This is a genomic window from Shumkonia mesophila, from assembly GCF_026163695.1.
Classification (GTDB): domain Bacteria; phylum Pseudomonadota; class Alphaproteobacteria; order Rhodospirillales; family Shumkoniaceae; genus Shumkonia; species Shumkonia mesophila.
In genome coordinates this window covers 117,566-129,853 of the sequence record NZ_JAOTID010000002.1, presented here as the reverse complement: position 1 = coordinate 129,853, position 12,288 = coordinate 117,566, and the positions used below count along the sequence as shown (strand labels likewise).

13 protein-coding genes are annotated in these 12,288 nt (G+C 66.3%); 3 read left to right on the top strand and 10 right to left on the bottom strand.

From position 1 onward, the window contains the following. Positions 1–115: 115 nt before the first annotated feature. The 5 genes from ODR01_RS04090 to ODR01_RS04070 all read right to left on the bottom strand — a co-directional run bounded on the left by ODR01_RS04090 (position 116) and on the right by ODR01_RS04070 (position 5,119). Complete coding sequence (locus tag ODR01_RS04090) at positions 116–634, bottom strand: hypothetical protein (RefSeq protein WP_316976335.1); 519 nt, start codon at positions 632–634, stop codon at positions 116–118. Positions 635–762: 128 nt separating this feature from the next. Next, entirely contained in the window at positions 763–1,443 is a 681-nt protein-coding gene (locus ODR01_RS04085) for an ABC transporter ATP-binding protein (RefSeq protein WP_316976334.1), read from the bottom strand. Then, positions 1,436–2,659 carry a lipoprotein-releasing ABC transporter permease subunit gene (locus ODR01_RS04080; protein WP_316976836.1) on the bottom strand — a complete coding sequence of 408 codons (1,224 nt, stop codon included), beginning with the start codon at positions 2,657–2,659 and terminating at the stop codon, positions 1,436–1,438. The genes ODR01_RS04085 and ODR01_RS04080 overlap by 8 nt, the downstream gene beginning before the upstream one ends. Before the next feature lie 39 nt (positions 2,660–2,698). Next, positions 2,699–4,018, bottom strand: a complete 1,320-nt coding sequence (gene proS / locus ODR01_RS04075; RefSeq protein WP_316976333.1) for a proline--tRNA ligase — start codon at positions 4,016–4,018, stop codon at positions 2,699–2,701. A gap of 90 nt (positions 4,019–4,108) precedes the next feature. After that, positions 4,109–5,119: a hypothetical protein gene (locus ODR01_RS04070; RefSeq protein ID WP_316976332.1), complete on the bottom strand. Its 1,011-nt coding sequence runs from the start codon at positions 5,117–5,119 to the stop codon at positions 4,109–4,111. A gap of 105 nt (positions 5,120–5,224) precedes the next feature. Between ODR01_RS04070 and ODR01_RS04065 the strand changes: the two genes are divergently transcribed. Together ODR01_RS04065 and ODR01_RS04060 are read left to right on the top strand one after the other, a co-directional pair. Further along, positions 5,225–6,514 (top strand): NCS2 family permease, encoded by a 1,290-nt coding sequence (locus ODR01_RS04065; RefSeq protein WP_316976331.1) that lies wholly within the window; start codon positions 5,225–5,227, stop codon positions 6,512–6,514. A 219-nt stretch (positions 6,515–6,733) separates the two neighbouring features. Continuing rightward, positions 6,734–7,177, top strand: a complete 444-nt coding sequence (locus ODR01_RS04060) for a helix-turn-helix domain-containing protein (RefSeq protein WP_316976330.1) — start codon at positions 6,734–6,736, stop codon at positions 7,175–7,177. Between the two features lie 38 nt (positions 7,178–7,215). On the opposite strand, the gene greB is transcribed toward ODR01_RS04060, so the two are convergent. From greB to ODR01_RS04035, 5 genes are all read right to left on the bottom strand, one after another. Further along, entirely contained in the window at positions 7,216–7,755 is a 540-nt protein-coding gene (greB, locus tag ODR01_RS04055; RefSeq protein ID WP_316976835.1) for a transcription elongation factor GreB, read from the bottom strand. A gap of 82 nt (positions 7,756–7,837) precedes the next feature. Further along, on the bottom strand, positions 7,838–8,122 hold the full coding sequence (locus ODR01_RS04050) for a GIY-YIG nuclease family protein (RefSeq protein ID WP_316976329.1): 285 nt from the start codon (positions 8,120–8,122) through the stop codon (positions 7,838–7,840). Between the two features lie 11 nt (positions 8,123–8,133). Beyond that, entirely contained in the window at positions 8,134–8,346 is a 213-nt protein-coding gene (locus ODR01_RS04045; RefSeq protein WP_316976328.1) for a SlyX family protein, read from the bottom strand. Between the two features lie 37 nt (positions 8,347–8,383). Beyond that, a complete protein-coding gene (locus ODR01_RS04040; protein WP_316976327.1) occupies positions 8,384–8,860 on the bottom strand; it encodes a hypothetical protein in 477 nt (158 codons plus the stop codon). A 98-nt stretch (positions 8,861–8,958) separates the two neighbouring features. Continuing rightward, complete coding sequence (locus ODR01_RS04035) at positions 8,959–10,401, bottom strand: helix-turn-helix domain-containing protein (protein ID WP_316976326.1); 1,443 nt, start codon at positions 10,399–10,401, stop codon at positions 8,959–8,961. 227 nt (positions 10,402–10,628) lie between these two features. Between ODR01_RS04035 and aceA the strand changes: the two genes are divergently transcribed. Beyond that, positions 10,629–11,978 (top strand): isocitrate lyase, encoded by a 1,350-nt coding sequence (gene aceA, locus ODR01_RS04030; protein ID WP_449441446.1) that lies wholly within the window; start codon positions 10,629–10,631, stop codon positions 11,976–11,978. Positions 11,979–12,288 lie beyond the last annotated feature (310 nt).

The window sequence follows — 12,288 nt, the reverse complement described above, 5'->3', positions numbered from 1 at the left end:
GGTTGTCCCCCGTGAATTCTTCCGTGGGTAGAAAGTGTGAGCAATTCCCGCTTGGTGGGCAAGCGGCGGTGTGGTCTTGGGGCTGGTCAAGTTTGGCAAAGGTGAGCGATAAATGTCAGGATTTGATATGCTTGCGTTTCAGAACTTCGATCAGTTTTTCTGCAGCCCGGATGCCTTCCTGCATACGGGTGTGCGTCATCCATTCTTCCCTGCTTATTGTCTTTCCGAGTTCAGCGTCAATGGCGCTACGCGTGTGAATGAGCCGAGCAATCGCTGCCGCAGTTTCCATGTCGAACAGGTCGATGTCCCCGCTGGCCTTTTCGAGAAACGGGGTTTTGAGGCACCTAATCGCTTGGGCATCTTCGAAAGGCGAGGCGCCAAATCGACTCGACTCTCTGGCGTAGTGGCTCCAGTTGGAGTGAAGGAAGTTGGCCTCTCCGAACAGCGCAGCCTCGATGGCGTTCCGCTGCTGGTCCCGGTCAAGTCGGGAACCTTCGCGGTTCAGACGGGCGCGATAGCGCTCAATGTAGATGCCGCCAGCGGTACCTGCAACTGCGCCAACGAGACCAATGGCCGCAGAAATAATGTAGGTCCAGACATTCGGGTCCGAAGAGTCTGCCATAGGGGCAAACATGGCTGGAATCCCGCACCCCCACAAGTGGTGGCCGCGCTGTTACTAACATAGCGTCTGGTGGTACTTGGAAGGCGGCTGCGAAGGCAGTCACCTAGGGTGGTGATCTGAGAGGCGAGTGCTCCGGAACCTTACTGCTCGACCAGAACCCCGTTCTGCAGGCGCACCGTGCGGTCCATGCGGGCCGCCAGTTCGGTGTTGTGGGTGGCGATCAGGAGCGCCAGTCCGGCACCGCGGGCCAGCTTGAGCAGCATGGCGAAAACGTCGGCGGCGGTTTCGGGGTCGAGGTTGCCGGTCGGCTCGTCGGCCAGAAGCAGGCTGGGCGCGTTGGCCAGGGCCCGCGCGATGGCAACGCGCTGCTGCTCGCCGCCCGACAGCTTGCCCGGCCGGTGCGATTCACGCGCCGCGAGGCCGAGCACACCCAGCAGTTCGCGGGCCCGCGCCCGGGCCTCGTCCTTGCTTATGCCGGCAATGATCTGGGGCACCACCACGTTCTCCAGCGCCGAGAACTCGGGCAGCAGGTGGTGGTACTGGTAAACGAAGCCGATGTGGTGGCGCCGGAGTTGGGTACGGGCGTCGTCGTTGGCGCCGCCGCACGACTGCCCGGCGATGATGACCTCGCCGGTATCGGGCTTTTCCAGCAGGCCGGCGATGTGCAGCAGGGTCGACTTGCCGGCCCCCGAGGGGCCGATCAGGGCCACCATCTCGCCCGGCATCAGGGTCAGGTCGGCGCCCTTCAGCACCTCCAGGCGGCCCTGCGCCTGCTTGAAGGCGCGGCCCACCCGCACCAGGGAAAGCGCCGCCTCACTCATAGCGCAGCGCCTCCGCCGGATCGATGCGCGAGGCCCGCCAGGCGGGATAGAGGGTGGCCAGGAACGACAGGCCGAGGCCCATGCCGACGACGGCGGCGACCTCGGTGGCGTCCATCTTGGCCGGCAGCTTCGACAGAAAATAGATGGTCTCGTCGAAAAGCTGGGTACCGGTCAGCATCTGGATTCCCTGGCGGATGCTCTCGATGTTGTCGCAGAACAGTACCCCCAGCAGGAAGCCGGCGATGGTGCCGATGACGCCGATGCTGGCCCCCGACAGGAAGAAGATGCGCATGATCATGCCGGCGGTGGCGCCCATGGTGCGCAGGATGGCGATGTCGCGTCCCTTGTCCTTGACCAGCATGATCATGCTGGAAACGATGTTGAAGGCGGCCACCACGATGATCAGCGTCAGGATGAGGAACATGACGTTCCTCTCCACCTGGATGGCGTTGAAGAAGGTGGAGTTCACCTGCTGCCAGTCGTGGACCTGGCCCTTGGCGCCGATGACGCGGACGATCTCGATGCCGAGCCGCCGGGCGTTGTCGGGGTTGTCGATGAAGACTTCGAGGTTGGTCACCGCCTCGGGCAGGCGGAAATAGGTCTGCGCGGCCGGCAGCGGCATGAAAATGAAGCTGGAATCGTATTCGTACATGCCGATGCGGAAGGTGCCGGCGACCCGATAGGCGCGCAGGCGCGGCACGGTGCCGAAGGCGGTGACGTTGCCCTTGGGCGAGATCAGCGAGATGGAATCCCCCACCTTGAGCCCCATCAGGCTGGCCATGCGCGAGCCGATGAGGACCGCGTCCCCCCCCTCGAGGTCCTGAAGCGACCCGGCATCGATGTTGTCGGCGACGATGGCACGCTTGGCCAGGTCTTCGGGCCGTACGCCGCGCACCACGGCGCCGCGGGCGACGCCGTTGGCGGTCGCCATCACCTGGCCCTCGATCATCGGCGTCACCAGGGTGACGCCGGCCAAGCCGCGCAGCTTTTCGGCCAGCGGATCGAAATCGGTCAGCTGGTTGGACGCCCCCGACACCATCAGATGGCCGTTGATGCCGAGGATGCGGGTCAGCAGTTCCTGGCGGAAGCCGTTCATCACCGACATCACGATGATGAGCGTCGCCACGCCAAGGGCGATTCCCAGCAGCGAGAACCAGGCGATGACCGAGATGAACCCTTCCTGCCGGCGGGCCCGCAGGTAGCGCATGGCGACCATTCGTTCGAAGGCGGAAAACACCGGCGGCTCCCTTCCCGTCTAGCCGGCCAGCCGGTCGATGGCGGCCTCGACGGCCAGTTCCTGACGCTCGCCGGTGCGGCGGTTCTTCAGTTCGACGACGCCCGACTTGACGCCGCGCGGCCCGACGACGAGCTGCCACGGCAGGCCGATCAGGTCCATGTCGGCGAACTTGACGCCGGCCCGCCCCTCGCGGTCGTCGTAGAGCACCTCGACGCCGGCCTTCTGGAGGCGGCGGTACAGGTCGTCGCACACCCGGGCGCACTCGGCGTCCTCGGCCTTGAGGTCGATCAACCCGACCTTGAAGGGCGCCACCGCGTCGGGCCAGATGATGCCCGCATCGTCGTGCGAGGCCTCGATGATGGCGGCGACCAGGCGCGACACGCCGATGCCGTAGGACCCGCATTCGAGTTTCACGGACTCCCCTTCCGGCCCGGCCACCAGGGCCTTCATCGGGTCGGAGTACTTGGCGCCGAAATAGAAGATGTGGCCGACCTCGATGCCGCGGCGCACGGCCAGCTTGTCGCCGAGCGCCTTTTCGACGGCCGGGTCGCGCTGCTCGTCCACCGCCGCATAGAGCGACGTGAAGTGATCGAAGGTGGCCTGAAGGGCGCCGGCGTCGTCGTAATCGATGGTCGATCCGTGGGCGTCGATGTCGATGAAATCGGCGTGGCAGGCAATTTCCGATTCCCCGGTGTCGGCGAGCACCAGGAACTCGTGGCTGAGATCGCCGCCGATCGGCCCGGTGTCGGCGCGCACCGGCACCGCTTTGAGGCCCATCCGCTCGAAGGTGCGCAGATAGCAGACGAAGAAGCGGTTGTAGGAGCGGCGCGCCCCCTCGGCCGTCAAGTCGAAGGAATAGGCGTCCTTCATCAGGAACTCGCGCCCGCGCATGACCCCGAAGCGCGGCCGCACCTCGTCTCTGAACTTCCACTGGATGTGGTAGAGCAGCTTGGGCAGTTCCTTGTAGCTTTTCACGTTGTCGCGCACGATCTGGGTGATCTGCTCTTCGTTGGTCGGTCCGTAGAGCATGTCGCGGTCGTGGCGGTCGCGGATGCGCAGCATCTCGGGGCCGTAATCCTCGTAGCGGCCGCTTTCCCGCCACAGCTCGGCCGACTGCACGGTCGGCATCAGCATTTCCTGGCAGCCGGCGCGGTCCTGCTCTTCGCGCACGATGCGCTCGATCTTCTTGAGCACCCGGTAGCCGAGCGGCAGCCACGCGTAAATGCCGGCGCTGGCCTGGCGGATCATGCCGGCCCGAAGCATCAGGCGGTGCGAGACGATCTGCGCCTCGGCGGGGTTTTCCTTGAGCGTCGGAAGAAAGTATTGCGACAGGCGCATCGGTTGCTGGTCCCTGAAAACGATGAAGCGGCGGCACTTTAGGCGATGGGCCGCCGCACATCAATGGCGCGAAGGCAAAACGGGACGAACTTACCGCCCGCCGGCGTGGGCCTTTTGGCAGGCGGCGGCGATGGCGCGCTGGTCGGCGTCGGTCAGCGGCTGGTCGTCGAAGGTCAGCCGGCCGCTGGCCATGTCGTAGCGGATGGTCCCCACCTTCATGTCCAGGTTGCCGTACTTCCGGGCGTCCCGGTAGGCCTGGGGAAGCTGGGCGTTGGCCGCCGTCGAGCCCTCGGCGGCGGTATCCGCCGTCTGGGCGGCGGCGGTGGCCGAAACGGCGGCGGCGCGCAGCGCGGTGACGGTGGCGTCCTCCCCCACCTGCGGGTCGCCGGCCATGGCCGCCGCCAGCGATGCGGTCTGTTCGGCGGCGGCGGCGGCGGATGACGCCGCGGCGGCCTTGCTCTCGGCGGTATTCGCGGCATCCGCCGATTCCGCGAGGGTGCGCGCCTGGGAGGCCCGGCTTTCCACCGCGTCGGCATCGGCATCGGCCTGGCCCGCCTTGGCGGCGGCCTCGGCGGCGGCGGTCTGGGCGGCCTTGGCGGCGGCCCGCAGGGCGAGGTCGAGCGGCGCGGCGTCGGCCGCCGTCTGGGCAGTGGCGGCGGCCGTCTGGGCGGCGGTGGCGTCGGCCTGTACGGCATCGGCCGCGTCGCGCGCCTTGTCGGCGGCGCCGCCCGCCGACGTTGCGGCGGAGGCCGCCGATTGCGCCGCCGTCTTCGCCTTGTCGGCGGCGATGGCCGCCGCGCTGGCGGCGCCGGCCTCGTCCTTCGGAACGCCAAGATAGCGGCGCATGTCGATGGCGATGTCGAAGGTGAAGGTCTCGGGCAGCCGCAGTTGCGGCGTACCGGCTACGTCGGCCGGCGCCACCGCGCGGCCGCGCGCATCCACCCCCGGCGTGTAGGCGACGTCGGCCGACGCCACGTGGCGCACCACGCGCCGGCAGTCGTCCCGGCTGATCACCACGGTTTCGGCGGCGGCCGGCCGGCCGGCGACGGCCAGGACCGCCGCGCCGGCAAGCGCGGCCCACGCGGCTTTCGACGATTTCATGGCCAACCCTCCGTTGTCGCTTAACAACGCGTCGCGAAATCGATTACAGTCCGAAAGCCATGAAGACATGGTAAATGGGGGAAATAGGGCATCAAGGATAATTCCATGCTTGATACATTTTTCAAGCTCTCCGAGAACGGCACGACCGTTCGCAGAGAGCTGCTCGCGGGGGTCACGACGTTCCTCACCATGGCCTATATCATCTTCGTCAACCCGTCGATCCTGAAGATCGCCGGGATGGACGCGGGGGCCGTGCTGGTCGCCACCTGTCTGGCGGCCGCCATCGGCACGGCGATCATGGGCCTTTACGCCAACTATCCGTTCGCGCTGGCGCCGGGCATGGGGCTGAATGCCTACTTTACCTTCGGCGTCGTCCAGGGCATGGGCCACACCTGGCAGGTGGCGCTGGGCGCCGTGTTCATCTCGGGCGTCATCTTCATGGCCATCAGCGTGCTGCCGGTCCGCGAATGGGTGGTCAATTCCATTCCGCAATCGCTGAAGCTGGCCATCTCGGCCGGCATTGGCCTCTTCCTCGGCATCATCGCCTTCGAGCAGTCCGGCCTCATCGTCGCCCATCCGGCCACCCTGGTGACCCTGGGCGACGTGACCAGCCCGACCGTTCTGCTGGCCATCGCCGGCTTCATGGCCATGGCCGTGCTGACGGCGCTCAGAGTGCCGGGCGCGATGATCATCTCGATCCTCGCCCTCACCTTCATCGGGGTCGCCTTCGGCCTGACCGAACCCAAGGGCGTGTTCTCGATGCCGCCCAGCCTGGCCCCGACCCTCATGCAGATGGACCTCGCCGGCGCCCTCAACGTCGGCTTCGTCACCATCATCTTCGCCTTCCTGTTCGTCGACCTGTTCGACACGGCGGGAACCCTGATCGGCCTTGCCCATCGCGGTGGCATGCTGGACGCCCAGGGTCGGCTGCCGCGCCTGCGCAAGGCGCTGCTGGCCGACAGCACGGCCACCTGCGTCGGCGCCGTGCTCGGCACCTCGACGACGACCAGCTACATCGAAAGCGCGGCCGGCATCAACACCGGCGGACGGACCGGCCTGACGGCCGTGGTCGTCTCGGTGCTGTTCCTGCTGGCGCTGTTCCTTTCCCCGCTTGCCGCGACGGTTCCCGCCTTCGCCACGGCGCCGGCCCTTCTGTTCGTCGCCTGCCTGATGGTGCGCGGCCTGGCCGAAATCAACTGGGACGACATCACCGACGTCGCCCCCGCCGTGGTCACCGCGCTGTCCATGCCGTTGACCTACTCGATCGCCAACGGCATCGCGTTCGGCTTCGTCACCTATGCGGTGGTCAAGCTGGCCAGCGGTCGCGCTTCCGAGGTCAGCCCGGCGGTCTACGTCCTGGCGGTCCTCTTCGTTCTCAAGTTCTGGTTCGTCTGAACCGGTCCTGACGTGCCTGCGGACGGGCGGCCCCCCACCGGGGTCGCCCGTTGCCTTGTCCCCGATGACGGGTCGGATGGACGATTCCGAACTGTCACAAAGCTAGACAATTAGCTGGGCAAACCCCACTATCATAGGTAATAACGATAACCAGCCGCACAGGCCTCGTGCGTGTGCGGGTAATTTGCTTCAGCGACTATAGCGCCTCGGGGTGGGGACATGAAAAAGAAGCGAATTCCGAAAGGTACGCCTAATCTGATCGATCGTTACGTCGGATCGCGGGTACGCGCCCGGCGTGTCGGGTTGCGTCTCAGCCAGACGAACCTGGGCCAAGCCATCGGAGTGACGTTCCAGCAGATCCAGAAATACGAAAACGGCTCGAACCGCATCGGCGCGAGCAACCTGTTCAAGATCGCCAACGCGCTTGGCGTCGACGTCGCCTTCTTCTTCGAAGGGATGACCGACGACGTGGCGAAGGCGGGCTTGGTGCCGCGTGGCAAGGGCCTGGCCGAGCCGCGGCAGGCAGAGTTCGACAGCGATCCCATGAGCTCCCGGGAAGCCATCGAGCTTATGCACAACTATTTCCGGATCGGCGACGGACAGGTGCGCAAGCGCCTGTTCCAATTCGTCAAGACGTTGGCGGATTCCTTGAAGGCCGCCTGAGGCCGCCAGAAGGGAACGGCCCGGCGGAGCGGGCGTCCCTAGGTCGACGCGTCCGCCCCATAGCGGATGGCCACCACCTCGATGGCCTCGCCGCCGGCTGGCGTGCGCACGGTGACGACGTCGCCCTCGTGGGCCTTGAGCAGCGCCCGGGCGATGGGCGAGATCCAGCTGACCCGGCCGCGTTCGAGGTTGGCCTCGTCGACGCCGACGATGGTGACGGTGTTCTCCTCGCCGCGCCCGTTGGCGTAGGTCACGGTGGCGCCGAAGAAGATCTGGTCGCGCCCGGACTGGCGGGCCGGGTCGACGACTTCGGCCGCCTCGATGCGCTTGGTCAGGAACCGGATGCGCCGGTCGATTTCGCGCAGCCGCTTCTTGCCATAGATGTAGTCGCCATTTTCGGAGCGGTCGCCGTTGCCGGCCGCCCACGAGACCACCTCGACCACCTTGGGGCGTTCCACCCGCGCCAAGTGGCGAAGCTCCTCCTGCAACCGGCCGAAGCCCTGCGGCGTGATGTAGTTCTTGACGCCGGGCGGCAACTCGGGCGCATCGTCTTCGGAATCGTCATCGGGCGTGTTCATGCCATCCGCTGCCGGCTTGGGGTCATCGAGGAGCAGCCCGCATGGTAGCGGCATCGCCCCGCTCTGCCCAGGGCCGATGGCGTCATGTCGTCGCCAATCCGGCCTTGAGCCGCGCCTTGAAGCGCCGATCCCGCTTCAGCGCCCTTTCCCGGCGCAGCGCGTCGCCGTGGGCGAACGGCCCCTCGACGTGGGCCACCCGCCAGGGACCGCGCCCGCGGGTGAAACGGGCCCCGGCGTTGGCGTTGTGGCGGGCCAGCCGGGCCTCAACATCCAAGGCGATGCCGGTGTAGGCGACGCCGGCGTCGTTGCAGAGCACGTAGACGAAGTAGGCAGCCTCGCCGGCAGGGACCGTGGGAGCGGAAACCATCGGGCGCCCGCTCAATAGTGGGGCGGCGGCTTGTCGTCCTGCGGTGGGCGCCAGCCGGCTTCGAGATCGCCCAGGCGTTCCGCCAGGCGCCGCACCTGCAAGGCCAGCCGGTCGATGACCTGGCCCTGCTCGGCCATCACGGAAGACAGGTCCTCGGCCAGGCGCTCGTGGTGGGCCAGGCGGATTTCCAGGTCGATGAGGCGGGATTCGACGGGGTCGGTCATGGACGCTCCGGGCGACGGCGAGGGCAATCAGCCATGACTAGCGGCTGAACTCCCAGTTCAGGTTTTCGATGGCGTCCACTACCATGCCCGTGCCTTCGGCCAACAGCAGGATATCCTGGGCGACGCGCACGAAACGGTGCCGCGAGGGCGGCGGCCCCAGCTGCATGAGAATGGCCGGCGGCAAATCGTAGAAGATGACGTCGCGCGGCAGCGGCCGCCCCATCGTCCATTTCTTCGCCTGGCCGGGCGGCAGGCAGCCATTGTGCTTCTTGGCCAGGCCCGGCGGACAGCTGCCCTTACGGTACTGGCCGGCAAAATAGTCCTGAACGGCCGCCCTGTGCTGGTCCTGAAAACGGAAATCCACGGCCGATCCCTTTTGGGGTCCCGACTTTTGCGGACCGCCCTTTTCGCCGCCGGCCCAGGCCGGCTTCTCGGCCAGCGCGGGACTCGCCGCAAGAATCCCGGACGCCATGAAAAGCAGCGCGAACGCCGTCCGCCAGGCAACGCAGCGCATGATCCCCTCCTTCGCTCCGTTCAATGGCCTCATGATGCTCCGCCCCCCATCCGGACACAAGGGCGCCACCGGCCGCGCCGCCTTCGCCAACGCATCCGTCACTTGTCGGTCGATCGCGGCACGACATACGGCGACGTCGCCCGCACGTGCTCGTTGAAGCCCAGGTTCCTGTTGACGGGCGGGAATGCCCGCTGGTCGCAGTCCATCCTGGGGCAGGTCCGGCACGAGGTGCCGATCGGAATGGTCAGGCTGGCGTTGTCGAGGTTCATGCCCTCGGCATAGACCAGGTTCGGGGCATGTTCGATCCGGCAACCCAGGCCCACCGACATCAGGCTCCGCGAGGCGTTGTGCCCCGCCACCCCCCGCGAAACCATGCGGGCGATGCAGAAATACCTTTGTCCGTCCGGGGTCTGCGAAACCTGAATGTTGATCTTGCCCGGTTCGATGAAGGCCCAGTAGACGTTCCATCGCGGGCAGCTGGCGCCATGGCGGGGAATGCGGATGCCCGACAGCGAGAAGCGCTTGGAAATGTTGCCGGCAATGTCGACGCGCAGCATGTGCAGCGGGATTCCCTGGGCGCCGGGACGGCGCAGGGTCACCAGACGGTGGCAGACCTGCTCGAAGCTGGTGCCGAAGAAGTTGGCCAGAAGGTCGACGTCGTATTTCCACGCCAGGGTCCGGCGATGGAATTCGTCATAGGGCATCAGCAGGGCGCCCGCGAAATAGTTCGCCAGCGCCGCCCGCATCAGGCCGTTCGCCGCATCGCCCAACAGACCGGCCTCGGCGGCCAGTTCGCGAATTTCCTTGTCGGCCGCCAACAGGCCGATCTGGTGGGCCACCTGGAAATCGCGGGTCTCGCGCGGAATATGGCGGGAAATGTGCAACTCGTGGCGCCCGGGATCGAACCGGCGGATGATGGTCCAGCCATCCTTCGGCGGCATGGCCATGACCCGCACCCCGAAGGCATTGGTCAGGAAAGAGGACATGCCGCGGAACGTGCTTTCGTCGGCCAGCTTGATGTCCGTCGAGACGCGCTCGGCCGCCGCCTCCAGCGCGGGGAAATAGTTGGACTTCGCCTGGATGAAGTCGGAAACCTGCTCGGCCGGAAAGCCGTCGGCCATTCCCCCTTCCCCGTCGCCTTCCCGGCCGCCGCACAACTCGGCCAGGTCCTGCGCGTCCTGGGCCGCCTTGCGGTAGGCATCGTAAAGAGCCAGGAAGGCGCCGGCAAAGTTGGGATGGGCGCGCGCGACCTCCTGTACTTCGATGTTCGTCAGGTCGTAAGGGACCAGCAGATCGTCGCTGAGGGCATCCATCAGGTCCGACAGCACGAAGCTGCGCTGGTCGGGAACCAGGTCCTTCAACGACAATCCGAAAATGTCCGCCAGCTTGAAGAGCAGCGGGACCGTCAGGTTGCGCCGATTGTGCTCGATCAGGTTGAGATAGCTGGCCGAAATCCCCAGGGCGTCGGCCAGGCTTGCCTGCGTCATATGGCGATCCCGCCGCAGCCGGCGGACTTTGTATCCGAGCTCGGGATCAGGCATCGCTATCCCTTGGCCGAGGCCATCCGGTCGTCAAACGCACGCGGGCAGCCCCCCGCGACAGCGTCATTACAGATTTACAAGTAGAGGTCTTGGCCTTTGCAATTGTTTACATGATAACCCCATGATTTTTCTACACTTCTTGCCAGACTGTCAACTCATAACTTACTTTAATTCCAGGTAACGATCCCGGTCGTACCCCCGCAACCCCCTGTAAAAGGAGACTGACCGTGCCTGATGACGGAAATATTCGCCCCACCGACGTTCTTAGCGATCGGCCATCGGTTGCCGAGGATGGCCGTCCGCTGGACGAGGGATGGCCGACGCCGCGCTGGGCCAGCGACCGCTGGGAAGGAATCCGGCGCGACTACGCGCCCGCCACCGTCGCCACCCTGGCGGGCTCCTTCCGCCAGCGCTACACGCTCGCCGAAATGGGTGCCGAAAAACTGTGGCGCAGGCTGCACGGCGTCAAGCCGGTCCGCTCCCTCGGCGCGACAACCGGCGGCCAGGCCGTCCAGCACGTTCGCGCCGGGCTCAACGCCATCTACCTGTCGGGCTGGCAGGTGGCGGCCGACGCCAACACCGCCGGCAAGACCTATCCCGACCAAAGCCTGTATCCGGCCGACAGCGTGCCCAGCGTCGTCAAGCGCATCAACAACGCCCTGCTGCGCGCCGACCAGATCCAACACATGGAGAAGCGCCAGGGCGCGACCACCGCCAACCTCGACTTCCTGGTCCCCATCGTGGCCGACGCCGAGGCCGGCTTCGGCGGCCCCCTCAACGCCTTCGAGTTGATGAAGGCGATGATCGAGGCCGGTGCCGCCGGGGTCCATTTTGAGGACCAGTTGGCCTCCGAGAAGAAGTGCGGCCACATGGGCGGCAAGGTCCTGGTGCCGACCAGCGCCTTCGTGCGCACCCTGACGGCGGCCCGCCTGGCGGCCGACGTCATGGGGGTGCCGACGCTGCTGCTGGCGCGGACGGATGCTCAGGCCGCGAAGCTTCTGACCAGCGACATCGACGAGGTGGATCGGCGTTTCATCACCGGGCAGCGCACGGTGGAGGGCTTCTATCAGACCACCGGCGGGCTGGATTACGCCATCGCCCGCGGCCTCGCCTACGCACCTTACGCCGACCTCATCTGGTGCGAAACCGACACCCCGAACATCGAGGTCGCCCGCGAGTTCGCCACCGCCATCCGTCACGACTTCCCGGGCAAGCTGCTGGCCTATAACTGCTCGCCCTCCTTCAACTGGGCGAAATACTTGAGCCAGGCCCAGATGCGCGATTTCCAGGACCGCCTGGGCGAGATGGGCTACATGTTCCAGTTCGTGACGCTGGCCGGTTTCCACAGCCTCAACCTCGCCACCTTCGACCTGGCCCGCGCCTACGCGGCGCGCGGCATGGCCGGCTATTCGGAGCTGCAGCAGCGGGAATTCGCCGCCGAGACTCACGGCTATACCGCCACCCGTCACCAGCGCGAGGTCGGCACCACCTATTTCGACGAGATCACGCGAACCATTTCCGCCGGCCGATCCTCGACGACGGCCATGACCGGCTCGACCGAAGCGGCCCAGTTCTAGCAACTCCCTGTGCGCGTGAAGCTGTCCGCCGGAAGGCAACGACCGGCGGACACCTGCGGCGCCCCGTCGCGTCCCCAACGGACGACGATGGGCGCCGCCCCTTTTGTGGCGGAGCAACCTTAAAACGCCAGCAAGGCAAGCGCCGGGGCGTCGTCGTGCAATGCGATGCTCTTGAGCGCTGCAAGTGGATCGCCCGCCGCGAGCGCGCGCCGCGGCGGTTATCAGAGAGTCCATTTAATTCCCGTCACACTTGTTACTCACGTTCTCCTGCCGTTCGGCCGTACATCTTTGTCAGGTTCAACGCCGAAAG